General features: G+C 60.1%; 23 protein-coding genes. All 23 read right to left on the reverse strand.

All coding sequences use genetic code 11. The features are described 5' to 3' along the window. Nucleotides 1-180 precede the first annotated feature (180 nt). The 23 genes from DW645_RS08325 to DW645_RS08435 all read right to left on the reverse strand — a co-directional run bounded on the left by DW645_RS08325 (nt 181) and on the right by DW645_RS08435 (nt 23,796). Nucleotides 181-855: a DivIVA domain-containing protein gene (locus DW645_RS08325; protein ID WP_006234242.1), complete on the reverse strand. Its 675-nt coding sequence runs from the start codon at nt 853-855 to the stop codon at nt 181-183. A 60-nt stretch (nt 856-915) separates the two neighbouring features. Beyond that, nucleotides 916-1,203: a YggT family protein gene (locus DW645_RS08330; protein WP_370448104.1), complete on the reverse strand. Its 288-nt coding sequence runs from the start codon at nt 1,201-1,203 to the stop codon at nt 916-918. Nucleotides 1,204-1,218: 15 nt separating this feature from the next. Further along, nucleotides 1,219-1,941, reverse strand: coding sequence for a cell division protein SepF (locus tag DW645_RS08335; RefSeq protein ID WP_055251691.1), 723 nt, complete (start codon nt 1,939-1,941; stop codon nt 1,219-1,221). A 60-nt stretch (nt 1,942-2,001) separates the two neighbouring features. Further along, a complete protein-coding gene (locus DW645_RS08340) occupies nt 2,002-2,739 on the reverse strand; it encodes a YggS family pyridoxal phosphate-dependent enzyme (protein WP_118227225.1) in 738 nt (245 codons plus the stop codon). 119 nt (nt 2,740-2,858) lie between these two features. After that, nucleotides 2,859-3,716: a PhoU domain-containing protein gene (locus DW645_RS08345; protein ID WP_118227226.1), complete on the reverse strand. Its 858-nt coding sequence runs from the start codon at nt 3,714-3,716 to the stop codon at nt 2,859-2,861. A gap of 92 nt (nt 3,717-3,808) precedes the next feature. Then, the gene (gene pstB / locus DW645_RS08350) at nt 3,809-4,612 is read right to left on the reverse strand and encodes a phosphate ABC transporter ATP-binding protein PstB (protein ID WP_117776691.1); all 804 of its coding nucleotides are present in this window, start codon (nt 4,610-4,612) and stop codon (nt 3,809-3,811) included. Between the two features lie 12 nt (nt 4,613-4,624). After that, nucleotides 4,625-5,530, reverse strand: a complete 906-nt coding sequence (pstA, locus tag DW645_RS08355) for a phosphate ABC transporter permease PstA (protein WP_055251684.1) — start codon at nt 5,528-5,530, stop codon at nt 4,625-4,627. 3 nt (nt 5,531-5,533) lie between these two features. Beyond that, complete coding sequence (gene pstC / locus DW645_RS08360; RefSeq protein WP_117564650.1) at nt 5,534-6,460, reverse strand: phosphate ABC transporter permease subunit PstC; 927 nt, start codon at nt 6,458-6,460, stop codon at nt 5,534-5,536. Nucleotide 6,461: 1 nt separating this feature from the next. Continuing rightward, nucleotides 6,462-7,298: a phosphate ABC transporter substrate-binding protein gene (locus DW645_RS08365; protein ID WP_117803367.1), complete on the reverse strand. Its 837-nt coding sequence runs from the start codon at nt 7,296-7,298 to the stop codon at nt 6,462-6,464. After that, nucleotides 7,295-8,095 (reverse strand): polyphenol oxidase family protein, encoded by an 801-nt coding sequence (locus DW645_RS08370; protein WP_118227227.1) that lies wholly within the window; start codon nt 8,093-8,095, stop codon nt 7,295-7,297. Before DW645_RS08370 ends, DW645_RS08365 begins: the two co-directional genes overlap by 4 nt. A gap of 210 nt (nt 8,096-8,305) precedes the next feature. Next, complete coding sequence (gene ftsZ / locus DW645_RS08375) at nt 8,306-9,460, reverse strand: cell division protein FtsZ (protein WP_055251674.1); 1,155 nt, start codon at nt 9,458-9,460, stop codon at nt 8,306-8,308. Between the two features lie 199 nt (nt 9,461-9,659). After that, on the reverse strand, nt 9,660-10,502 hold the full coding sequence (locus tag DW645_RS08380; RefSeq protein WP_055251672.1) for a cell division protein FtsQ/DivIB: 843 nt from the start codon (nt 10,500-10,502) through the stop codon (nt 9,660-9,662). A 370-nt stretch (nt 10,503-10,872) separates the two neighbouring features. Continuing rightward, nucleotides 10,873-11,784, reverse strand: a complete 912-nt coding sequence (gene murB, locus DW645_RS08385) for a UDP-N-acetylmuramate dehydrogenase (protein WP_117636007.1) — start codon at nt 11,782-11,784, stop codon at nt 10,873-10,875. A 5-nt stretch (nt 11,785-11,789) separates the two neighbouring features. Next, nucleotides 11,790-13,208, reverse strand: a complete 1,419-nt coding sequence (murC, locus tag DW645_RS08390) for a UDP-N-acetylmuramate--L-alanine ligase (RefSeq protein ID WP_117636008.1) — start codon at nt 13,206-13,208, stop codon at nt 11,790-11,792. A gap of 97 nt (nt 13,209-13,305) precedes the next feature. Continuing rightward, on the reverse strand, nt 13,306-14,421 hold the full coding sequence (murG, locus tag DW645_RS08395) for an undecaprenyldiphospho-muramoylpentapeptide beta-N-acetylglucosaminyltransferase (RefSeq protein ID WP_118227228.1): 1,116 nt from the start codon (nt 14,419-14,421) through the stop codon (nt 13,306-13,308). Continuing rightward, nucleotides 14,411-15,931, reverse strand: coding sequence for a putative lipid II flippase FtsW (gene ftsW, locus DW645_RS08400; protein ID WP_158568710.1), 1,521 nt, complete (start codon nt 15,929-15,931; stop codon nt 14,411-14,413). Before ftsW ends, murG begins: the two co-directional genes overlap by 11 nt. Before the next feature lie 9 nt (nt 15,932-15,940). Then, nucleotides 15,941-17,347 carry a UDP-N-acetylmuramoyl-L-alanine--D-glutamate ligase gene (gene murD, locus DW645_RS08405; protein WP_118227230.1) on the reverse strand — a complete coding sequence of 469 codons (1,407 nt, stop codon included), beginning with the start codon at nt 17,345-17,347 and terminating at the stop codon, nt 15,941-15,943. A gap of 9 nt (nt 17,348-17,356) precedes the next feature. Continuing rightward, nucleotides 17,357-18,376, reverse strand: a complete 1,020-nt coding sequence (gene mraY, locus DW645_RS08410) for a phospho-N-acetylmuramoyl-pentapeptide-transferase (RefSeq protein ID WP_117806417.1) — start codon at nt 18,374-18,376, stop codon at nt 17,357-17,359. Nucleotides 18,377-18,379: 3 nt separating this feature from the next. Further along, nucleotides 18,380-19,804, reverse strand: a complete 1,425-nt coding sequence (gene murF / locus DW645_RS08415; RefSeq protein WP_118227231.1) for a UDP-N-acetylmuramoyl-tripeptide--D-alanyl-D-alanine ligase — start codon at nt 19,802-19,804, stop codon at nt 18,380-18,382. Nucleotides 19,805-19,931: 127 nt separating this feature from the next. Continuing rightward, entirely contained in the window at nt 19,932-21,632 is a 1,701-nt protein-coding gene (locus tag DW645_RS08420; protein WP_370448103.1) for a peptidoglycan D,D-transpeptidase FtsI family protein, read from the reverse strand. Between the two features lie 182 nt (nt 21,633-21,814). Next, on the reverse strand, nt 21,815-22,285 hold the full coding sequence (locus tag DW645_RS08425) for a hypothetical protein (protein ID WP_022094483.1): 471 nt from the start codon (nt 22,283-22,285) through the stop codon (nt 21,815-21,817). A gap of 90 nt (nt 22,286-22,375) precedes the next feature. Then, complete coding sequence (gene rsmH / locus DW645_RS08430; protein WP_006234266.1) at nt 22,376-23,341, reverse strand: 16S rRNA (cytosine(1402)-N(4))-methyltransferase RsmH; 966 nt, start codon at nt 23,339-23,341, stop codon at nt 22,376-22,378. A gap of 20 nt (nt 23,342-23,361) precedes the next feature. Further along, complete coding sequence (locus DW645_RS08435) at nt 23,362-23,796, reverse strand: division/cell wall cluster transcriptional repressor MraZ (protein WP_006234269.1); 435 nt, start codon at nt 23,794-23,796, stop codon at nt 23,362-23,364. Nucleotides 23,797-23,921 lie beyond the last annotated feature (125 nt).

Below are 23,921 nucleotides of genomic sequence, written 5' to 3' on the forward strand. Positions count from 1 at the left end.
AAGGCGGGGCCGAGGCCGCCTCGATCAATTTGCGAAAGAATCTTGACGGTACCCCCTTCGCCGAGTTCTGTCCTATCGCATGCAGAGCTCGGCGTTTTGTTTCCCAACCCGTATACAGCCACAAAAAAGGAGCCCGCAGGTGCGAGCTCCTCTTAAGGACACTAGATTGTAGCTCTGATGCTAGTCCAGGTCGTCGGCGGCAAAGTTGTCGATCGGGGCGAAGGGATCGGCCACGGGGACAACCGGGTCAGCGACGGGCAGCGGCTCGGCGGGAACAGTCACCGCAGGAGAAGCGGCAGAACCGACCGGCGTGGAGGCCATGAGGTCGGCCGGGAAGGAGTTCTGGGCATCATCCATAAAGTGCTGGATGAGCTTGAGGTACTCGGCCTTGAACTCCTCGCGGGAAGCCTTCAGACGGTCGATTTCCTCGAGCTCGGCCTGCTTCTCGGTCAGAGCCTGGCGGATAACCTCGCGGGCCTTGGCGTCAGCCTCGTTGCGGATACGCTCAGCGTTCTCGTTGGCATCGTTGACGATGGTCTCAGCGGTCTGCTGGGCAGCGATCAGGGCAGCGGAAATCTGGCGCTCCTGAGCGGAGAAGTCAGGGGCGGGAGCAGCCACGGGGGCGGCAGGAACGGCCTGGGCGGTGGCATCCTGAGCCTGGGCAAGCTGAGCCTGTGCGTCGGCAAGCTGCTGCTCGGTAGCAGTCAGACGACCCTTAAGGTCGACAATCTTAGCGAGCATAGCGTCAACCTCGGAGGACAGCGTCTCCAAGAAGACGTCGACCTCGGCAGGATCGTAGCCACGCTTGGCCTCAGAGAAAGTCTGAGCCTGGATGTCTGCAGGGGTAATAGCCATAACAAGTCTCCTTTTTCATCGCCTCGGCGTACACGCCCGACGTAAGTTACTAAGTCAGTTCTATACGAGTATACCTATAAGAAGCTGCAGAACCAGCCTCTGCACCAACTGCAACGCAATAATCGCAACGACCGGCGAAAAATCGACACCGCCCATCGGCGGGATGAAACGACGGAACAGGCCGAGCCACGGACCGCACACGCTATCGAGCACCGCAGCAATATCCTGAAGCAAACCGCCCTGCTTCATGGGAATCCACGTCATAAAGCAGTAGACGACAATGAGCGTGGAATAGAAGTTGAACAGCGTGTTGACCAGCTGGACGATAGTGTAGATGTTGATGGGAATCTCCTCGTCTTGTCTTTACTTAAGGTAGCCGTCGGCACGAAGCTTCTTGAGATCGGAATCTTTGACCTCGCAACCGGCGGGCAGCACCATGAACACGCGGTCGCCTACCTCCTTGACCGTGGCGCCCAGACCGCAGGCAAAGCCGTAAGAGAAGTCCAAGACGCGCTTGGCAACTTCGGTGCGTACGCCCACAAAAATCAGTGCGACAGGCTGCTTGGTGCGAACGCGGCGCACCACGGTCTCCACGTCGTCATAGCTCTCGGGGCGCAGGACATAGGCCGGCAGCTGCGGCGTGGCGTTGATGATATTGCTCGCATAGGCCGAGGCATCGCTCGGTGCAGGCGCGGGTGCAGCGGCGGCACGGGCGCGGGTGTTCTCGGCGTAGCTCGACGGCGTGTCATAGGCACCAGGACGATAACCGCTCGCAACACTGTCCTGCGAGCGCGAAGGCGGGTTATACGTCGTGGCATGGCGGGAGTCATCGCCGACCAGCTGGCCGGAGCGCGTATACACGGCAACCGACTCAGCTTCACCGCGGCGCGTCTGGCCAAGCAGGCCGTTGCTCGGCTCGTCTTGGGTGTAGAAGCCCTCGCCCGAAGCACCGCTGTAGCCGTTGCCCTGATAACTATCGTCATAGCCGTCATCGTAGCCGTAGTCGTCGTCCTGGCCATAACCCTGGTCGTAACCCTGCTGGCCGCCCAGGTGCATCTTATTTTTAATCTCGTCAAGGAAGCCCATGGTTGTGTCCTCTCGCGGTTTAGTGCAGGCGCCCCGATAATCAGTGCGCACTTCAGAGCCTTATTTTACTGCAAACTCCGGGCTAAATACTACCCTGCCCAGGCGAACGAGCGTAGAGCCCTCCTCAAGGGCAGGCTCAAAGTCCTCGCTCATGCCGCAGGAAAGCTCAGGCAGGTTCAAATCGGGATGCGCCGCCTCCAGCTCATCCCTCAGCTCACGAAGCCCCGCAAAGGTGCGGCGTGCCACATCCTTATTCCCCCGGGGCGCCATAGTCATAAGCCCCTGTACGCAAATTCCCTCAAGTTCCGCAAGCTCACCCGCGGCGGCGCGAATCTCATCGGGCGAAAAGCCTCCCTTCGACTCCTCACCACTCACATTGACCTCGATGAGCACACGCTGGGGGCCGGCGAGCTCGCCTGCCTCAATCTTGCGGACAGCACGGCTCGAGATCGCCTGTGCCAGATGCAGCGAACCCACCGAGTGAATCAGCTCGGCTGAGCCCAGCACCGCATTGATCTTATTGGTCTGCAGGTTGCCGATCATATCGAAGCGCACCTCGGGCAGCTCCGGATGCTCCGCCAGACCCGTGAGCTTGCGAACCAGCTCCTGCGGGCGGTTCTCGGCAAAATGGCGATACCCCGCCTGGATGGCGGCAACGGTCTCATCGACACCAACGGTCTTGGACACGGCAATGAGGCCCGCGGCGTCGTGGGGGCGGCCCGCGCGATCGAGCGCCGCATAAAAACGTTCCAGAATCTGCTCGCGGCGAGCGCGCATCAAGTCCAAATAGTTATCCATTGCTAATCGCCTCCGCTGACAGCCAAACAAGTAGTCCCATGCTAACGCAAGAGCGCGGTCCCGCATGGGCAAGGCCGCGCTCACTTAGGTATTTACAATCTTTCGACGAACGGGGTCACTTACTCCTCGTCGTCCTCGCCATCGTCCTCGTCCTCAAGATGATCGAGCAGGTAGCGAAGACTCTCGCTGACCTCGTTGGCGGGCACCTTGGCAACGTAACGCGCGTCGACGGCGGGCCTCATGATAACACCCTCGCCCGAAGGCACGCGCATGCTCTCGAGCTCATCCTCGTCCACACGGGCGATATCGCCGGCGTTCATACGCTGACCAGTCAACAGGAAGGTCAGACGGCAAGCGGCATCGATGGAAATGGAAGCGATGCGATCGAGGTAGCGCGAAACCATGATGGCGCGGCGCAGGTCGTCATAGTTGCTGTCGTCGTCCATAAAGTCGCCCGTATCCATACGGTTAAAGGTGCGGAAGAACTTCTCGTAGGCAGCGTGCACTGGCTCGTCCTCGACGGCCAGGTTGCAGATGATGGACATATCATTGGTGACGAGCGCAGAAAGCGAAGAGCCCAGCACCTGGTAGACGGCCTCAGCCTCGGCCTCAACCGTGCCGACAAGCTCCTTGGGCAGCGAGATGTCGGCCTTGATCATATGACGCGTGGCACGGCAGATCTGACGGACCTTATCGGTCATGCGCTGCAGGTTAAAGTCGACATAGATGATCGTCTGAAGCAGGCGGAAGTCGGAGGCGACCGGTGACTGCGTGGCGATCAGGTTGTAGCAGACGGCCTCCAGGTTGGCGCAGCGCGCGTCAATCGAAAGCGTGCGCTTCTTGGTCTTGGTGGCGAGCTTGCGGTCGTCGGTCACATAGGCCTTCACGGCATCGTGGAGGGCCAGATCGACGGCCTCATAGATGCTCAGCATCTCGTGACGGGCCTCGACGAGCTGACGGGAAAACAGTTTGCGCATGGTTCACTCCAATCAGTTGGGTGCGGTCATGCCGCCCGCACAGTGAATACGCACCGGACTAGGTCCGATCGGCTTGGGACTAGTCGCACCGATCAGCCAAAGCGGCCGGTGATATAGTCTTCCGTCCGCGAGTCCACCGGGCTGGTGAAGATCGCGTCGGTTTGACCATACTCGATGAGCGTGGCGGGCTCGCCGGCAACTTCTTGCAAGAAGAATGCGGTGTAGTCGCTGATACGAGCTGCCTGCTGCATTGAATGCGTGACGATGATGATCGTCATCTCGGGCGCCAGCTCGGCCATCAGATCCTCGACCTTAGAGACGGACGTGGGGTCGATGGCGGAGCAGGGCTCGTCCATCAGAAGGACATCGGGCTGCACCGCAAGCACGCGCGCGATGCACAGACGCTGCTGCTGACCGCCCGAGAGCGCCAAACCATCCTTGTTGAGCTGATTGGATACCTCTTTCCAGAGGTTGGCGCGCTTGAGCGATTCTTCCACGATGTCATCGAGGTCGCTTTTGCTAGTCACGCCCTGCAGACGAGGGCCAAAGGCGACATTCTCGTAGATGGATTTAGGAAACGGGTTGGGCTGCTGAAAGATCATGCCCACGCGACGACGGAGGTCGACCGGGTCGACGCCCTCGGCATAGATATCATTGCCGTCGAGCGTCATGGTGCCCTCGACGCGCGTACCCTCGATCAGATCATTCATGCGGTTGATGCAGCGCAAAAACGTCGACTTGCCGCAGCCCGAAGGGCCAATGAAGGCGGTGATGGCGTTTTTGGCGATGTTGAGGTCAAGCCCCGTCAGCGCATGAAAGTCACCGTACCAAAAGTTGAAATCCTTGGCCGTGATGGCCGCTTGCTCCAGCGTGGGAGCGGACTGATAAACGGACATGGGACTCCTTAACTAGCGACGCTTGCGCGACAGGAAGCGCGCAAACAGGTTGAAGGCCAGAATGATCACCATCAGCAAGAGCGCGGTGCCGTAGGCTGCGTTCATGTTGATGCCATCGTTGGCAAGCAGGTACAGGTGAACCGTCATGGGGCGGCCGGAATCGAGCGGCGAAATAGGTAGATTGATGGCTTGGCCCATGGTGTAGAGCACCACCGCGGTCTCGCCAATGGCGCGGCCGATGGCGAGGACGATGCCCGTGGCAATACGGCCAAAGGCAGAAGGAAGCACAATCTTGGAGACAACCTGCCACTTGGTGGCGCCCAGGCCGTACGCGCCCCAACGGATATAGCGCGGGACGGCGCGAATGGCCTCTTCGGTGGTGCGCATGACGATGGGAAGCATCAAGAGCGCGAGCGCCAGAGCGGCCGAGACCATCGAAAGGCCCAGGCCCATGGCCTCGACAAACAAGGCGTAGCCAAACAGGCCCATAACGATGGAGGGCACCGAGGCCAAAGCGTCAGCAGCGTAGCGAATGAGCTCGACGATCTTGCCCTGCTTGGCGTACTCGGCCAGATAGACGGCTGCCAGCACAGCGATCGGCGTGCAGATAAGCATGGCGAGCGCCGTCACATAGACGGTCGAGACGATCGTGGGCCAAATACCGCCCTCGGCGTTGACGCCCTGGGGCCAACCGAAGATAAAGTCGAGCGAGATGTGTGGCAGGCCGTTGATGACCACGTAGGCGATGATAGCGACCAGCACCAGCGTGGTGATGTATGCCGCGGCACGGAACACGCCAAGCATGATCTTGTTGGACAGGTCCTTGTTGATGCGGCCCTTCTTGCCGTGGGAAAGGGCACGCTTGATGCGCTCGCGCGACGAGGTCGTATCGACCGTCGTGTCAACGGAATCGGACATAGCCTACCCCCTCTTCTTCTTGGAAACCAGGCGGACGATGCCCACCAGCGTGGCGGAAATGATAAACAGGACCACGCCCATGCCGAACAGCGCCGAGCGATGCAGACCCGAGGAATAGCTCATGTCGAGCGCAATCTGGCTCGTGAGCGTCGAGATGGGGCTCGCAATGCTGTCGGGAATAACCGGGGCGTTACCCACGACCATGAGCACGGCCATGGTCTCGCCGATGGCACGGCCCATACCCAGCACGATGGCATCCACGATACCCAGCTTGGCGGCAGGTAACACGACCTTATAGATAGTCTGCCACTTGGTGGCGCCCATGGCATACGATGCCTCGCGAATGCCCATGGGAATGGAATTGAGAGCATCGATGGTAAGCGTCGTGATGGTGGGCACGATCATAATGGCGAGCACGAACCACGCCGTCAGCGCGCCAAAACCAAGACCGCCGGTCAGTTGTGCGATAAACGGGCGGATGATGATCATGCCAAAGAAGCCATAGATGATAGAAGGGATGCCGGCCAACAGGTCAACGGCAGGGCTGATGAGCTTGCGCACGCGCTTGCTGGCGATCTCGACCAGATACACGGCCGTGCCCACGCCTAGGGGCACACCCATGGCGAGCGCGCCGACGGTCACCAGACCCGAGCCGGCAAGCAGCGACACGATGCCGTAGTGACCCTCAGAGGGCGCCCACGTAAAGCTAAAGAAGTCCGCCAGACCGATGTCGGTAAAGACGGGCAGCGCCGAGTACGTGGTAAAGACAAAAATCAGGATGACGGTAACAACCGCCAAGAACGCGCAGGCAAAGAAGATCCACTGCAGCGCCTTCTCCTTGATATAGGTGCTGCGCGATACGAGCGCCAGCTCGCGCTTCTTGGGCGCCTGACCATTCTGCTCAGTCTGGGAGTTTTCCTGTGCTTCCATGCTACTCACTCCCCTTCTCGTCGTTGGTGACGGGGATAAAGCCCGCCTCGCGAATCTGCTTGTCCATCTTTTCGGACGTCACATAGTCGATGTAATCCTGCGCCTGCTGCGAAGGCGCACCCTTCACAAAGAAGTAAAGGTCGCGTGAGATGGGATAGCCGCCGCTCGCGACCGTCTTCTCGGACGCCTCAACATGATTGACCGAGACGGCCTTGACCGAGGTCTTGGCGTTGAGGCTATCGACGAAGCCCAGCGAAATGTAGCCGATAGCCCCGCGCGAACGAGATACCACGTCGCGCACCTGGCCCGTGCCCGAAAGAACGGCGGAGCGGCGATCGAACGGGGTGCCGTCCATCACGATGGTGCGGAAGGCTTCACGCGTGCCAGACGCCTCATCTCGGTTGATAACCTGAATCCTCAGGTCCTCGCCACCGACTTCTTTCCAGTTGGTGATCTTGCCGGCATAGATATCGCGGAGCTGCTCGGTCGAGAGGTTATCGACGGGGTTGTCTTCGTTCACGATGACCGCGATACCGTCGTGGGCAATGACGATGGGAGTCAGGCCCAGATCCTGTTCGTCGGCATTGAGTCCACGGGAGGAGCTGGCGATATCGGCCGTGCCAGCGCTGACGGCTTCGATGCCAGCGGAAGAGCCCAAACCGGAAACGAGCACGTCGATGCCGGTCTCCTCCTTAAAGCCCTCTGCCGCAATTTCGGCGATAGGAAGGCAGGTCGTGGAGCCGGCCACGGTAATGGAAGAGGTAGAAGATCCCGAAGAACAGGCGCACAGCGTAAGCGTAAGCACAGCGGCGCTCAGGACCGATACGATCTTTCTCATAGCATCACGCCGATCGCGGCATGGCGCCCACAGGTGCCGTCCTCGTTACGGTAGGAATAAAAGCGGTCGTTCTGACGCACGGTCGAAAGCTGGGTATCCACGATATTATCCGCGTCGACACCGACATCTACCAGCGCCTCGCAAATGGCAGCGGAAAGATCGAGCATGCGAGAGGTACTCGCATCGATGCAAGAGAACTCGGCGGCAAAGCGATCCATGAGCTCCTGGGAAACCTCGTACTCGTCACCCAGGATATGGGGCCCGATATAGGCGGAAACGTCGCTCGCATCGCAGCCGGCAGCATCGCAAAGCGCCTGGCACGCCTTGGCAGAAATACGTGCAATCGTGCCCTTCCAACCGGAGTGCACCACGGCAAATCCGCCAGGGGCCACCAGCACCACGGGAACGCAGTCGGCAAAGCAGAGCAGCACGGGCACGTCATGGGCCGTACAGACGATGGCATCGCAGCCCTCGGCAATCTGCTCGCGAACAGCCTCAAGATCGTCGGCGCCGTTCGAAGTCACCGTAACGATATGGTCACCATGTACCTGATTGGGCACGAGCAGATTATGCTCGCACTCAGTGGCGCCCATAGCTTCGAGCGCTCGACGACGATTTTCTTGAACAGCAAAGGGGTCATCGCCTACATGCGAGCCCAGGTTGAGCGAGGAGTACGCATCTTCAGAAACGCCACCGGTGCGCTCGGTAAAGGCAAAGCGGACATCGGATGTCGCGCCCTCCACCAACGTAACTCCATCATGGTCGACACGCGAAACGTTGTCCGCACGTGCTGCCATACTAAAGCCTCCTAATAACACAAGTACCGCGGCGTCGCCGCGCAGTCCGCGTTTATACGGCTGTCATACTTCCTTAAAAGGATACCCGCAGCGGTAGGGACCAAACGTAAAGGGAACGTAAGGAGATTGGAGGCTTTCGTTTACAAACGAGAAACAAAACGGGGTGCATCCAAATGGACACACCCCGTGCAGGTCGTTGAGAAAAACGAACTAGAAGCTACCGCGCTTCAGGAAGTCGGGAAGCTCGAACTGGTCGTTGCCAAAGTTGGGCAGCTCGGTACCACCGACGTTGCGGGTCGGAGCGGCCTGAGCCGGGCTGGCAGCCGGGGCGGTGCGCTGCGGCTCAGCGGAGGCAGCGGCCTTGCTCTGAGACTGCTGAGCAGCAAAGAGCTCATCCTGACGGTTGACGTTGGAGTCGGAGAAGCCCGTAGCGATGACGGTGATACGCACCTGATCGCCCAGGGACTCGTCGACAACGGTACCGAAGATGATGTTGGCCTCGGGGTCGACGGCGTTGGCGACAACGTCGGCGGCGTCGCTGATCTCCTGGATGCCCAGGTCCTTGGAACCGGCGATGGAGAGCAGCACGCGCGTGGCACCATCGATGGAGCTCTCGAGCAGCGGGCTGGAGATGGCCTGCTGGGCAGCGTCGACGGCACGAGTATCCCCAGAAGAGGTACCGATACCCATCATGGCGGTACCGGCCTGCTTCATGATGGTCTTAACATCGGCGAAGTCCAGGTTGATGATACCGGGGACGGTGATGAGGTCGGTGATGCCCTGGGTGCCCTGGGAAAGGACGCCATCGGCAATCGCGAAGGCCTCGAGCATGGTGGTCTTCTTCTCGGCGATGTCGAGCAGCTTATCGTTAGGAATGACGATCATGGTGTCGACGCAATCGGAGAGGGTCTTGATGCCCTCCTCGGCGCTCTTCTTACGCTTGCGGCCCTCGAAGGTGAAGGGCTTGGTCACGACGGCGACGGTCAGTGCGCCGACCTCGTTCATCGCGATATCGGCAACGATGGGAGCAGCGCCGGTACCGGTGCCGCCGCCCTCGCCGCAGGTGATAAACACCATGTCGGCGCCAGCGAGCGCCTCGGCGATGTCGTCGCGGGACTCATCGGCAGCCTTGCGGCCAACCTCGGGATTGGCGCCGGCGCCCAGGCCGCGGGTAAGGTCGGTGCCGATGTGCACCTTGATATCGGCATCAGAGATCGCGAGTGCCTGAGCATCGGTGTTGATGGCAACAAACTCGACGCCGCGGATGCCCTCTTCGATCATTCGATTGACCGCGTTGGTACCGCCGCCGCCGACGCCGACCACCTTAATGACGGCAAGGTAGTTGTTGATCTCTGTCTCGTGCATGTCGGTCCTCCGAACAAAGGTTATAGCCATAGCATGGGTCGACCCCTGCGCACATTAACCTTCAGGTTGAAAGTAAATGCAAAGGTAAACCGTATTATGTTTGCACATTATGAACGTATCAGTCAAATAATTGACCGTGAAAACCAAACAAACCAGATAAACGGCGTGGTATGGCCCCTCAACAAAGCATCAACCAGCGCTACGAGGTCGGAGCATTCCTAAATGTGTAGTTGCCCGGAGAGCGCACATTGATATACGTTACGCCCTCTACCTGCGAAAGCAACTTGGTGACTACGCGTTCCTTCTTGGCGATATCGTCCGAATCGCCCAGCGACACCTCAATGCCGTTATTGAGGTTTGCCGAGATGGCTTCGACCGAAGGCGTGGAAATATCCTTGACTTGTCCCAAGAACTCGCTCGAAAAACCACGCACATAATCCAGGCCGGCCTTAACGGCTTTGGAGTTCACCGCCTGGCCGGAAACCGGAGCGACATCCGCCGAGACATCAGTCAATAACACCGCGCCATAATGCTTGGCGAGCGCCAGCGCGGCATCGATTCCGGTCAAGGTATTTGAGCCCTGCCCTGTCGTGATGACGTTGCCCTGGTCGTCCACTTCGACCGACGTCGACAGCGGGGCGATCCAGGTGTCATCGTCTCCGATAGCCCAGGCAAGGTCGTCGGAGCTGATATACGCAATGGCGATAACTTTACGCTCCGTCGGCGTGATGATAAGCGTATGGGGAAACTGGCGCTGGACATCCACGCCCGAAACCCACGGGTTCTGCTTGAGATCCTCGGTAATCTGGTCGGGATCGACGTTAAAAAGCGACGTTCCCTCGGGCAAGTCGATCAGCTGGATAGCATCGTGCTTCGTCACATGCTCGCTGCCTTGAATCTGAATATCAGTGGCAGTAAACAGTCCAGAGTTGATCACCACGATGGCAACGACGACGAGCACGGCCAAGACGGCCAGAACGCCGCCCACGATTTTGCCTTTGCCTGTAACGACAGAAGCGGCATCTGATGTTTTATTTGCCATCGCTCCAAGTGAAGATAACGGGTTGAAACCTTTTTTACTCGAAGGCTTCTTGGCGGTAGCCGGCACCGATGTCAGCGAGCGCGGTTTCGATGCGCCCAGCGTGAGACCTGGACGCGCCGCTTTAGTTCCCGTCGAGGGCTTGGGAGCTGCCATGGGACGGGCAGGCTTGGCGCCCATAACAGGCTTTGACGTCACCGAGGGACGCGAGGACTTTTTTGCGGCCGGACGATTACCGAGCTGCGAGCCGACGACCGGACGACTGGTCTGTCGAGCATGCCCGACAGACTTAGAGTGCGCGACGGTATTGCGTTGAGGTTTGGCAGGCGCGCCGGAACGCCCTCCGGCGCGGCGGAAGGTGGGTTTCGATGCTCTAGAAGCCGAGGAATTTAACTTCCGGTCTGAGCTCGATGCCATACGCCTCCCTCACCTTTCCGTGCACATGTCTGATAACCGCGGCAACGTCATCGGCCGAGGCAGTTCCGTTATTAACGATAAAATTAGCGTGAACGGGCGAAACTTCCGCGCCGCCAATCGAAAAACCCTTTAATCCACAATCCTCGATAAGCTTGCCCACACTCGCATCGGGCGGGTTGCGAAAGACAGACCCGCAGGATGCGCGACCCATGGGCTGCGTACGCTTGCGCCTTGTAAGGTACCGCTCCATGCGCTCGCGAATGTCGGCCTTGGGCGCCGGTTTAAGCTTGAGCACGCACTCGAGGATGATCTCATTGCGGGGAAGGCTACATTCGCGGTAGCCCCAAGAGATCTCGGACCCCGCATAATGCTTGATACCGGATGCCGGGTCAAACGTTACGACATCCTCAACCAGCGAGCCAATCCACTCGGTCCGCGTGCCGGCATTCATAGATATCGCACCGCCGACCGAACCAGGAATGCCAACGGCAAACTCAAGGCCCGAGAGGCTACGCGACAGGGCATCGTTGACCAGGCGCGCAAACATCACGCCCGCACCGACCGTCAGCGTACAACCGTCATCGGCAACAACCGTGCGCTGGAACTCACGTCCGAGCGAAATGACGGCACCGCGATAACCGCCATCGGCAACCAGCAGATTGGAGCCCTTGCCGATGATGACCCACGGCACCTGCTCGCGATCGAGCACCGCCACGGCGCGGCGGAGGGCATGATAGCTATGGCACGTCACAAAGAGGTCGGCCTTGCCGCCGATACGATAGCTCGTATGACGCGCAAGGCGCTCGTCCTCGATCACATCCGTGTCGATCATGCCCGAGAGCGCCATGACGGCGTTAAACAGACCCATTAGACTTAAGCGTCTTTCTTGGCAGTCAGATACTCAATGAACTCGGGACCGACGGTCGTAACGTCGCCGGCACCCATGGTGAGCAGCAGGTCGCCCTCGCCCACCATCTGCTCGAGCTCCTGATTGAGCTCAAGACGGCTGGAGCAGTACACGACCTCCTTGCCAGGATGCTTGGCGCGCACGGTATCGGCGAGCATCTTAGAGGTGACACCCGGAATGGGCATCTCGCCAGCCGAGAACACATCAATCAGCAGCAGTTTATCGGCATTGGCAAATGCATCGGCAAAGTCGTCGCACAGGGCCTGCAGGCGCGAATAGCGGTGCGGCTGGAACACGACGTCGACGTGCTTGTAACCCAGCGACGAAGCGGCAGCAAGCGTCGCCTTGATCTCGGTGGGGTGATGGCCGTAATCATCGACCACGGTGATGCCATCGATATCGCCCACGTGGGTAAAGCGACGGCGGACGCCCTCAAAGCTCGAGAGCGCCTTGGCGGCGGCGTCGATGTCAAGGCCCAGGACATGGGCGACGGTGAGCACCGCCGTGGCGTTGAGCATGTTGTGGCGACCGGGATTGCTCTTGATCTCCACAGCGCGCTCAGTGCCGTCCTCAAAGCGAACGATAAAGTCACTCTGGATGCCCTTGACATCCGGGTGCATGCAGACGATGTCGTTGCTCTCGGCAAAGCCGTAGGAAAGCACGTGACGGCCCGTCGACTTGGCGAGCTCGACCAGATGCGGGTCCTCACCGCAGACGATGACGGTGCCGTCCTCGCCCACCAGGCTCATGAATTTGGCGAAAGTTGCCTCGATCTCCTCGATACCCGAGTAGTGATCGAGGTGGTCGGCCTCGACGTTGGTCACAATGACTACGTTGGGGTTCAGGAACAGGAAGGAGCTGTCGGACTCGTCGGCCTCGGCGACAAAGTAGTCGCCCGAGCCGTTCTTGCCGTTCGTGTCATAGCCCTCGACGATGCCACCGATCAGGAAGCTCGGATCCAGACCCATGCGGTCGAGCATGGTGGCACACATCGAAGACGTGGTGGTCTTGCCATGCGTGCCGGCAACAGCGACGGTGGTGTAGCCGTGACCCAAAGCAGAGAGCATCTTGGCACGGGGCCACACGGGAATACCAAGCTCGCGAGCGCGCACGAGTTCAGGGTTGGACTCCGGAATAGCGGTGGAGACAACAACCACGTCGGGCTTGACCTCGTCGATCGTGGCGGCCTCATGGCCCACATGCACCTTCACACCAGCGCGGGTAAGCTGGCGGATATAACGTGACGTCTTAAGGTCGGAGCCGGTAACGGCATAACCGCGCTCGTGCAGAACGAGGGCGATGCCGCTCATGCCGGCGCCGCCGATACCGATAAAGTGGGCGCTCTTAAACTCGGGCGCGGAGGTTGCAGTCTGGGAATCAGCCATGTGCTCGTGTACTCCTTGCGTAAACACTGCCTGTAACCCGTTAACTGTACCGCACCTACCGCATCAGCGCGAGGGCGACCGAAGATATCCCGTCTAACTAACGCAAACCCTCTACTGCATCCGCCAGAAGAGCGGCGGCTCTATCCTGAGCCAGACCACGCGCCGCCTGACGCATGGCGTCGCGCGCCGCCGCGTCATCGACCAGGTGCAGCAGCTCATCGGCAAAGGCAGAACCGTCGATATCGGCATCGGCGCAGAGCACGCCGGCCCCGGCGTCGACCAGATAACGGGCATTGGTGGTTTGGTGGTCGGCCGTCGCATGCGGGTACGGCACGAGCACCGAAGGCACGGCGAGCGCAGCGATCTCGGCCACGCTCGATGCTCCCGAACGCGATAGCACCAAATCGGCAGCAGCCAGCATGTCGCCCATGTTGTCGATGTAAGGCTGGACGCGGTAACGCTTCGCCTCCTCGAGCGTCAGCGCCAAAGCGCGCTCGGTCTCCTCAAAGCCGTCGGCACCCGTCGAATGCAACACATAGAGGTTCTTGCGCGAAAGCAGCTCGTTTTTGAGCGAAGCCACGCGCTCGTTGAGGTGCTGGGCGCCGAGTGAACCGCCAAAGACGAGCAGCAGCGTAGCGTCCTCGGGAACGCCAAGTGCCTTGCGGCCGCGAGCGCGATCGCCCTCGATCACCGAGCGACGTACGGGGTTGCCGGTCATGAGCACGTGGTCAGGGTCACCTTCGCGCTCAAAGACCGAACGCGCTGCCGGCACCGAGATGCACACGCGGGCGGCGTGGGAGTTCATCATCTTGTTGGCCAGGCCCGGAACAGAGTTCTGCTCATGCAGCAGATACGGAACGCCTGCGCCCTTGCACCACCCCAGCAGCGGAACCTCGACATAGGCACCAAAACCGATGGCGGCATCGGGCTTGCCGACCTTTGAGAAATGACTGGTGAGCGCACGCTTGGCCTTATTGACACGCCACAGCGAGGTCAGCGCCGTCCAAGGACGGGAGCGGTCGAAGCCCGTGACCGTAATGGGCACAAAATCAAACCCAGCCTCGGGGACCAAACGACCCTCGAGCTTGCGCGACTGGCCCACGAACACAACGTGGTGGCCACGGTCACGCAGTTCTTCGGCCAAGGCGAGCGCGGGGTTGATGTGTCCTGCCGTGCCGCCGGCTGCAATAGCAACGGTCATCTTATCGGTCATGGTAGTCCCTTCGTACACGCGGTCCCTGGTCGTCGGTGCGTAGACGCGCCGACGGGTCCGAGTTCAAATCGATTCGATTATATCCGCCGCCCGCGCTGCGAGGGCTGGGGCGCTGAGGACGACCTTGCGGAGCCGTCCGCGGACGTGGACGAGCTGCCGGCTCGGATGTAGAACCATCCAGAACGGTAAAGCCGCTACGCGAAGGTCGTTCACCGCGCACATGGGCTACGCCGGCGGTACTCTCATCCATAACGGCAAAGCTCTCGCGGCGACGGTCGTACTCATCGCGACGGGCGCTCTCGTACGAAACGCGCAGGATCAGACCGGCAAGCATAAGCGACACAATAATCGATGAACCGCCGTAGCTAATAAACGGCAACGGTTTGCCCGTCATGGGAAACACGTTGAGGATGCCCAGCGCGTTAATCAAAAACTGCACCGCGAGAATGACCGCGGAGCCAGACGCCATAAGCGCGCCCCGACGATCGGTCGCCTGCTCGGCAATGCGAAACGCCGAGTAGATCAGCATCGCAAACACCAAGAAGAACAGCACGGTTCCGACAAAGCCGACTTCCTCGCCAATGATGGCCAGGATGTAGTCATTGTGCGCCTCGGGCAGATACGAGTACTTCATGGTTGAGTTGCCGATGCCACGGCCGAACAGACCGCCCGAGGCAAAGGCCATGATGGCAAGCGTGGCCTGATAGCCGTCACCATACTCGTCAGCCCAAGGGTTCAAGGCAACCTGAATACGCACCATACGGTACGGCTCTGCAACAAGCGCAATCACGATCACGAGAATGCCGAAGATTATCACGCCGATGATAAATTTGGGGTCGAGACCCGCAAACAACGCCATGCACATGAGGGTCAGCAGGATGATCAGGACGGTACCGAAATCGGGCTGGATAAAGATCAGAAAGAGCGGAATGCCCAGGTAGATGCCCATCTTGCGAAGGAATTCGTTGATGTTGCCACCGGGCGAAAAGAAGCGATCAAGCATGATGGCCGAATACGCAATGGCAAATGGCTTTAAAAACTCGGAAGGCTGGAACTGAATGCCGGCGATGTTGAGCCAGCGGGTGGCGCCACGGCTGCCGCTGCCCACCAAGAACACCAGAAACAGTAGCCCTATCATGCCTATGAGGAAGATCCTGAGCACATCCTCCCCAAACCAGCTGTCCGGCAAAACGCGCACGATGGCAATCAGCGCCAGAACACCGACCACGGCAAACGCAGCCTGTCGACCCAGAAAAAACGTCGCTGAGCCATTCTCGTGCAGCGCCTCGACCGAAGACGCCGAGTACACCATCAGCAGGCCAAAACACACCAAGATAAACAGACAGGCCATGAATATCAGACGGGGGCGCATGATGCGGGCGGGAACGCCGGCAATATAGCGTTCGCTAAACGACTGCCCGCCGCGACCGGAACGCGGTGCGCTACGCCGCGAGGAAGCACGGTCCGAGTCGGGCCTCCTCATACCTTGTCGGGGGCTCTCCTCTCTCACCGGCAACCCCTATTCCATTTGCGATTTCGCTGCAGCGGCAAGCTGAGCCACGTAGTCCTTAAACACGCGGCCGCGCTCCTCATAGCCCGAGAACTCATCGAACGAAGAGCAGGCAGGAGAAAGTAAGATCACGTCGCCACGGCTCGACAGCGAACGGGCAACGTCCACGGCATCGCGTAGGTCATCCGCTTGGGCGATATCCACATCGCCATCGACATCGGCCTCGTCCATAGCGGCGGTAAAGCGCTCGCGCGCATCGCCAAAGCAGACGACCGAGCGCACGTTATCCATAACGACGCGCGCGAAGTCCGTGAGCGGCGTGCCCTTATCGTGGCCGCCGAGCAGCAAGATCACGTTGTCATCGGGAAATGCCGTCAGTGCCTTCTCGACCGCGTCGGTGTTGGTCGCCTTGGAATCGTTGACGTAGCGCACTCCGTCAATCTCGCCGCACGGCTCCACGCGGTGCTCGAGCGGCTGGAACGAGGCCAGACCGCGGCAAATGCCCTCGGGATTGGCACCGACGGCCAGGACAGCCGTGGCAGCGCACAGGGCATTGATAACATTGTGATGGCCCGAGATCTTGAGCTCGGATGTAGCGATGAGCGGGGTCTCGACGCCCTTCAGGCGCACGACCATTTTGCCGTCGCGCACAAAGGCGGCGTCTGCACCCTCGGGCTCGTCAAAAGCGACCTTGCAGATGCGACGACCCGGCGTGTAGATGTACTCATCGAACTCGTGAATGCCGGCGTCTTCGACGTCGACGACCATCAGATCGTCATCGACCATATTGTCAAACAGTTTGATCTTGGCAAGCGCATAGTTCTTATGGCTCTTATGCCAGCCCAAGTGGTCGGGAGTGATGTTGAGCAGCACCGCCACGCGAGGGTGGAGCTCGGTGGTCGTAGCAATCTGATAGCTCGAGAGCTCAGCCACAAACCACTCGTTGTGGGCTCGGCCGTCAATCTCGTTGATAGGCGGCTCGCCGATGTTGCCGACAGCTACACTGGCCTCACCGGAAGCCTTGAGCAGATAATCGGTCAGCGACGTGGTGGTCGTCTTGCCGTTGGTGCCCGTGATGGCAATCCAGTTATCGGGCGACAGGCGATAGGCAAACTCGGGCTCACCCATAATCTGGGCGGCATGCTCGCGCCCGGCCTTAAAGAAGCCCGAGAACTCCGAGATGCCCGGGCACGTCACGCATACGTCATAGGCGCCCTCGACCTGTTCGGTCCCATAGACAAACGACGCACCGGCAGCCTCGAGCGCACGCGTGGCGTCATTGGGCTCAGAGGTGCCGCCGCCATACACGGTAACGGCGCTTACGCGCTCTGGATGTGCCAGCGCCCAGCGGGCGACATCGAGACCGGATTTACCCTGACCCAAAACGAGCAGGCTAAAGACATCAGCAAGAGGCATGAAAGACCACTATCCCAACTGGAAGAACAGGGCAAGGCCAACGGCACCAAATGCCGCAGCGATAATCCAAAAACGGATGACGACCTTGGTCTCGGCCCAACCCTTCTTTTCGAAATGATGATGGATGGGCGCCATAAGGAAGACGCGCTTGTGCGTAAAGTGGAAGTAGACAACCTGAATCATGACCGAAAGGGTCTCAACGATAAACAGGCCGCCGATGATAAGGGAGACGACCTCGGTGTTGGTCATGATGGACGTGCAGGCAAACGCGGCGCCCAGGGCAAGCGAGCCGGTATCGCCCATAAAGATGCTCGCCGGATAGCAGTTGAACCACAGAAAGCCCAAGCAGGCACCGGCACACGCGGTGCAGAAGATGGACAGGTTCACGTCTCCGTGCAAAAACGCCATGGCAGCCATGGCGAGCATGGCGATCATGGAGGTGCCACCAGCAAGACCGTCAAGGCCATCGGTCAGGTTCACGGCATTAGAAAGACCGGCGATCATCAGCCAGCAAAAGACAATGTAGAGCCACGGGAACGAAAGGCCGCAGATGGTGGTCGAAAGCACGCCAAGGTCGATCGTCAGGCCGCCGGGAAAACGAATCTCGGGGGCGACGCCGCACCAGTTGACGGCAAGCACCGTAAAGGTGACACAGATAATGGTTAGGCCGATCATCTTGGCATGAGGCGTCAGACCGAGCGAGCGCCCATGCGTAACGGAGGTCAGGTCGTCGATCAGACCCAGCACGCCGGTCGCCAGCGTGGCGAGCAGCACGAGCACGAGCTCGGTGGTGAGCTTGCCCATCAGCAGGCAGGTCAGCGAGATCGCGATGAGGATGACAACGCCACCCATGGTGGGCGTTCCCTGCTTAACCAAATGACGCTTGGGGCCGTCGGCACGAACCTGCTGGCCGATACCCTCGACCTTGAGCAGCTTGATCCACCACGGCATGAGCAGCAGCGCAATGGCGGCGGCGATGCCAAGCCCCAAAAAAGCCTGATACGTTGGATACGAGGGATTGCCGAACATGGGCTAGCACACACCTTCCACAAAGCGGTCGAGCTCAACAAAGCGGGAACCCTTGACCAGTACAACATCATGTTTTTCAAGCGCGCCGCCCATGCGGTCGAGCACCTGCTGATAATCGGAGAACACCTGGATGCGGTCCTCGTCCATGCCCATCATGCGCGCGGCATCGGCCATAAGCTGGGCCAGCGCACCACCCACGCACGCCAGCATGTCGAGCTTCTTGGCGGCGGCATAGGCGCCCACGAGCTCATGCATGCGAGGAGCCTCATCGCCCATCTCGCCCATCTCGCCCAGGATCGCCATGCGAGACCCCGTGCACGAAAGCGAGCACAGCAGATCGAGACCGGCTGCCATCGATTCGGCGCTGGCGTTATAGGAGTCATCGATGACGCGTGCACCGCTCTTGGCGCGCTTGATCTCCTGGCGGTGTCCGGTGATCGTGAGACCCCTAAAGGCAGCATCGATCTGCTCGGGCGTCACGCCCAGGCGATAGGCAACCGCGGCGGCCTTAACGGCATTAGGAACGGACTGCACGCCGGGGATGGCAAGCATGGTATCGATCGTCTCGCCCTGGCCAAAATCGAGCGTAAAGACCGGACGGCCTTCGTCATCAACGCGAACGTCGCGGGCACGGGCCTCATCATCGTCCGAGACGCCGGCCAGCATCACGTCGATACCAGCAGGTTGGGCGAACGTGTCGCGAATGAACGGCGTAAAGTCGTCCTCACCGCCCAAAACCAGCAGCGGCAAATAGTCGCCAGCGGCGCACATGCCCTGAACGATCTCGGCCTTAGCGCGGGCGATGTTCTCGCGGCTGCCCAAAATGCCGATATGAGAGGTGCCGATCTTGCTCACGATGGCAAGGTTGGGATTGGCAGACTGAGACAGGCGCTCGATCTCGTGGAAATGGTTCATGCCCATCTCGAGCACCAGGACCTCGGTATCGGCCGGAGCGGAAAGCACCGTGAGCGGCATGCCGATCAGGTTATTGAAATTGCCCTTGGTGGCCCAGACACGATAGCGCTTGGCGAGCACAGCGGCGAGCACGTCCTTGGTCGTCGTCTTGCCGATGGAACCGGTAATGCCAACGACCAGGCAGCCAAGCTCCAGGCGATACGCATGCGCCAAACGCAGCAGAAACTCCTCGGGATCATCGGTCAGCAAGATGGCACAGCCCTTGTCCTGCGCCAGCGAGACCAGCTCGGCCTCGGGCTCACGCGTCATCACGACGGCGCCGGCACCCGACTGGACGGCACGGGAAGCAAAATCATTGCCGTCGACGTTTTCACCGGGAAAGGCGACGAAAATCGTCCCTTCCTCGACCTGGCGCGAGTCGATAACGCACCCGCGGCATACCCGATCGGCTTCTCCCGTCACGGTTCGGGCCCCTGTTGCGGCCGCGAGGTTGTTGACGGCGATCTCTATCATTGCAGCTCCCCTGTAAACCTAATAATGCTATCGGCGTATTGTATCCCAGCGCCGCGTATGCGTGGTGCAGGGCATGTGAACACCCCTCATATGGGACAACAAACCACGCCCCAAAGATTGTAACCCCCTACTTCGTGTGCGGGATACCCAGCACGTCGAGCGCGTTGGCCATAATGAACTGGAACGGAACCGCAGCGGCATCTGAGCCGCTCGGCGTTCCGTCGAGCGTGATATAGCACAGCACCTTGGGCGATTGTGCCGGTGCAAAGCCCATAAAGGACGACATGTAGTTCTCCTTGAGGTAGCCGCCGTTCTCGTCGGCACGTTCGGCCGTACCGGTCTTACCCGCCACGTCATAGCCGTCAACCGCGCCGCCAACGCCCGTTCCCTCCGACACGACCGTCTGCATGCACGATGTCACCTGGGATGCGGCATCCTCCGAAATCGCGCGCTCGCCTTCGCCCCAGTCCTTCTCGTCACCTTTGCTGGACTTATAGAAGTGCGGGGTCATCATCACGCCGCCGTTGGCGATGCCGCCCACGGCACGTGCGATCTCAATCGGCGAGACAGACAGCGCCTGTCCAAAGCTCATCGAGCCCAGCGTGGCGCCGTCATACTGGTCACGCTCCTTGACGATGCCCAGGCTCTCGCCCGGAAAATCGACACCAGAGCTGTGACCGATGCCCCACTTGTCCACATAGGCGGCAAAGTCGTCGGCACCGATCTTGCGCCCCACCAGGACAAATCCCACGTTGGACGAACGGCGCATCATCTCGCGCACATCCATGGTCATGGCATAGTCGCGCTTGTCGGCATCGGTGACGGTATCGTCGCCCACCTTGATGCTCGCCGGCACCTCAAACGACGTACTCGACCGCACGACACCCAAGTCGAAGCCGGCGCCCGCCACGAGCGTCTTAAAGACCGAGCCGGGCTCGTAGGCGTCGGTGACCAGGCGCAGGTTCATATCCTCGGTCTTGGCGTTTTCCAGATCGGTCTGGTCGTAAGTCGGGTACGAGCAAGCAGCGAGAATTTCACCGGTCGTGGGGTCGGTGACCAAAGCCGAGCCGTTCTTGGCCTTAGTCTTCTCGACAGCCTCTGCCAGGGCATCCTCGGCCGCACGCTGGATATTGACGTCGAGCGTCGTCACGATATCAACGCCGTCGACCGCAGCCACCTTTTTATAGGCACCGCCCGCGATATAGCTGCCGTCCCTCGCGCGTTCGCGTACGAGAGAACCGTTCGTACCGGTCAGAAGCTTGTTGTATTGCTTTTCGAGACCCGTCAAGCCGTCGTTGTCTACATTCACTACACCCAGCACCTGCGATGCCAGATTGCCGTATGGATATACGCGCTTCATGGCCCGCTCAAAAAGCACGCCGGGCAGGTTCTTCTTCTCCAGCGCCGCAGCGTCGTCTTCGTCCACCTGGCGCTTGATATACACCCAGGTTCCATCGGACTCAACGAGCTTGCGGCAGGTCTTTTTATCGATTCCAGTTGCCTTGACCAGCGCCGACACCGTCTTGTCAACATCCTCGACAAGCTGGGGGTTCACGGCGATGTTGCGACATTCGACCGACGACGCCAGCACGTTACCGTTGCGGTCGTAGATGGTGCCACGTTTGGCATAGAGGGTCTGCGCAAGCAGGCGGCGCGCATCGGCACGCTCGCGCAGTTTATCGGCTTCGACAATTTGATAGTCGGCAAGGCGAAAGACGCCCAAGCCCAAGCCAAGCCCAATGAAGCCCATGACGGCTTTGCGGCGAGGCAGAGGCGTGCCCGTGAGCCATTCGGTCGACGAACTCTTGCGCGACCTGGTGTTATGCACTTGAGGGCCGCCCGAGCCGCGAAGTCGCGACGCCGGGTCGTTGCCACGGGACTGCCCGGCGTTGTAAGATTGCCGACCCGTTCCTTGATAACCAGAACGTCCCCGCGACGAGGGACGTCCAGAACCGCGGCCCCCATCGGAACCGCGGCGATAGTCATTTGTCATACTCAGCTACCGTCTTGCTACTGAGCGGTCGCGGTCGCGTTGGCGCCCGCGGCTGCATCCTGCGAAAAGTCAAGTGTAACGCTCTCGCTGGGCTCCACCATGCCATAAGCGCCCGCAAGGTCGCGAATACGCGTGTCGGCGCCATAGACCGAATGCATGACCTCCAGGTCGGAGCTCTCATCGGTCGCCTTTTCGAGCGTGTTGGTAAGCTCGGCGTTGCTGTTGAGCACCTGGGCCGTAACGCCGGCGAGCGCCACGCGGGCGACGCCGATCGTCATGAAGATGGCCGCAATGATGCAAAACGTTTTAAGAACGCTCATGAAAACCGGGCTTACCGCCTGGTTTGCCTGACGGCCCGCGCCCGTGTAGACATCAAAGCGCGGCGTGCGCTGCTCACGGGGAGCAACGGGGGCCTGCGGCGTCTCACGATAGGCGGGCATGGCGTTCATATCATAGGCGAGTGCTGCGCTTGAAGTGTTGTAGCCCATGATATGCCGCCTCCCATCCCGAGTACGTTGGTAGTGTGTTTAAGCTTCGTTTATGGTGCGAGCGGGAGGTCCAATATCGCGCGGTCGTGCCTACAGACGCTGCGCCACGCGGATTTTGGCTGATCTCGCCCGAGGGTTGCGCTCAACCTCATCAGGCTGGGCAACCAAGGGTTTGCGGGTGATGACCTTGAGTATCGGCACGTTGCCGCACACGCACACCGGAATCTCCGGCGGACACGTGCACCCCTGGCTCATCTCCTTAAAGTGGTTCTTTACGATACGGTCCTCGAGCGAGTGATACGAGATGACGCAGATACGTCCGCCCGGGTTGAGCCACCTGGTGGCGGCATCAAGCCCTCGTTCGAGCACATCGAGCTCGTGATTGACCTCGATGCGAATGGCCTGGAAACTTTTCTTGGCCGGGTGTCCGCCATGCCGACGAGCGGCAGCCGGGATACCCGCCTTGATGATCTCGACAAATTGGCCGGTGGTTTCGATCGGTTCTTGCTCGCGGCGGCGCACGATCTCGCGCGCGATCTGCGAGGCGAACTTCTCTTCGCCGTAGACGCGTAGAATCCGGGCGAGGTCGTGTTCGTTATAGGTGTTGATGACCTCAGCTGCGTTTAAGGTGTTATTACCCGGATCCATCCGCATGTCCAATGGGGCGTCCTCGTTATACGAAAAGCCCCTGCCAGGGATATCGAGTTGCGGCGACGAAACGCCCAAATCGAACAGGAAGCCATCGACCCCGGGCACCTCGGCCGAGCAAAGCAGCTCGTCCAAGTCGCCGAAGTTGCCCTTCAGCAGCTGGTGCGGAACGCCGGGAACCTCGCGGTCCAGACGGGCGCCAGCGGCCTCGAGGGCCATGTCGTCCTGGTCGACGCCGAGCAAAAGGCCCGTCTCCCCCACCTGCGCGGCCATCTTTACCGAATGGCCGGCACCGCCAAGGGTGCAATCGCAGACAACGGAGCCGCTCTTTAGCCGCAGCGACTCAAGCACTTCGCCGAGCATGACAGGTTCATGCCGATATTCTTGTGTCAAGATCCCACGCTCCATCCGTTACCCGTGCCTTGCCCTTACGAGAAGAAGAGGTCCAGCAGGGCCTCATCGTCATCGTCCTCATCGGCCGCGGCGCGATCCCAAACCTCAAGGTGGTCGTAGTTGCCCACAACCGTGACCTCGCGGTCGAGGTTCGCCTGCTTACGGAGAGACTCGGAAAGACCGATACGACCGGCGCTGTCCACGTCCATCGACGTGGTGCGCTTGTTGATCGCCCTCATGAGCTTCTGGTCATTAATGTCACGCGGGTTAAAACCCTCGTGGCCCTCACGACCCGCGAAGAGTCCTTCGACCCACTTATCGAAGGCCTCGGCAGAGAACACGTACAGAGCATCGACATCCAGGGCTTTGAACACGCGAACGTGCTCTCCAAGCTCCTCGCGAAGGGGTGCAGGCAGGGACAGACGACCTTTTGCATCGAGATTGCGCTCGTATGCACCAGTCATTCCCATGTGCGCCCTCCCCTCGGTTACTCAGATGGCACGTACGCGGGGAACCACCCCGCCTGTCGACGTCATTAATAATATGGTGAACCGCCCCATTTTTCAACACCTTTCCCCACCCCTTCCCCCACCCC

Origin of the sequence: Collinsella sp. AM23-17 (assembly GCF_003470945.1) — a bacterium.
Lineage (GTDB): Bacteria > Actinomycetota > Coriobacteriia > Coriobacteriales > Coriobacteriaceae > Collinsella > Collinsella aerofaciens_O.

Bases quoted from the DNA above. Each gene is read 5' to 3' on its own strand.
- murB (WP_117636007.1), bottom strand. From the start codon at position 11,784: ATGGGTCTGTTTAACGCCGTCATGGCGCTCTCGGGCATGATCGACACG.
- murC (WP_117636008.1), bottom strand. From the start codon at position 13,208: ATGGCTGATTCCCAGACTGCAACCTCCGCGCCCGAGTTTAAGAGCGCC.
- murD (WP_118227230.1), bottom strand. From the start codon at position 17,347: ATGCCTCTTGCTGATGTCTTTAGCCTGCTCGTTTTGGGTCAGGGTAAA.
- mraY (WP_117806417.1), bottom strand. From the start codon at position 18,376: ATGTTCGGCAATCCCTCGTATCCAACGTATCAGGCTTTTTTGGGGCTT.
- murG (WP_118227228.1), bottom strand. From the start codon at position 14,421: ATGACCGATAAGATGACCGTTGCTATTGCAGCCGGCGGCACGGCAGGA.
- DW645_RS08435 (WP_006234269.1), bottom strand. From the start codon at position 23,796: ATGGGAATGACTGGTGCATACGAGCGCAATCTCGATGCAAAAGGTCGT.
- pstA (WP_055251684.1), bottom strand. From the start codon at position 5,530: ATGTCCGATTCCGTTGACACGACGGTCGATACGACCTCGTCGCGCGAG.
- DW645_RS08370 (WP_118227227.1), bottom strand. From the start codon at position 8,095: ATGGCAGCACGTGCGGACAACGTTTCGCGTGTCGACCATGATGGAGTT.
- DW645_RS08345 (WP_118227226.1), bottom strand. From the start codon at position 3,716: ATGCGCAAACTGTTTTCCCGTCAGCTCGTCGAGGCCCGTCACGAGATG.
- DW645_RS08335 (WP_055251691.1), bottom strand. From the start codon at position 1,941: ATGGGCTTCCTTGACGAGATTAAAAATAAGATGCACCTGGGCGGCCAG.
- rsmH (WP_006234266.1), bottom strand. From the start codon at position 23,341: ATGGAGCGTGGGATCTTGACACAAGAATATCGGCATGAACCTGTCATG.
- ftsZ (WP_055251674.1), bottom strand. From the start codon at position 9,460: ATGCACGAGACAGAGATCAACAACTACCTTGCCGTCATTAAGGTGGTC.
- DW645_RS08425 (WP_022094483.1), bottom strand. From the start codon at position 22,285: ATGGGCTACAACACTTCAAGCGCAGCACTCGCCTATGATATGAACGCC.
- DW645_RS08365 (WP_117803367.1), bottom strand. From the start codon at position 7,298: ATGAGAAAGATCGTATCGGTCCTGAGCGCCGCTGTGCTTACGCTTACG.
- DW645_RS08340 (WP_118227225.1), bottom strand. From the start codon at position 2,739: ATGGATAACTATTTGGACTTGATGCGCGCTCGCCGCGAGCAGATTCTG.
- DW645_RS08380 (WP_055251672.1), bottom strand. From the start codon at position 10,502: ATGGCAAATAAAACATCAGATGCCGCTTCTGTCGTTACAGGCAAAGGC.
- DW645_RS08325 (WP_006234242.1), bottom strand. From the start codon at position 855: ATGGCTATTACCCCTGCAGACATCCAGGCTCAGACTTTCTCTGAGGCC.
- pstC (WP_117564650.1), bottom strand. From the start codon at position 6,460: ATGGAAGCACAGGAAAACTCCCAGACTGAGCAGAATGGTCAGGCGCCC.
- pstB (WP_117776691.1), bottom strand. From the start codon at position 4,612: ATGTCCGTTTATCAGTCCGCTCCCACGCTGGAGCAAGCGGCCATCACG.
- murF (WP_118227231.1), bottom strand. From the start codon at position 19,804: ATGATAGAGATCGCCGTCAACAACCTCGCGGCCGCAACAGGGGCCCGA.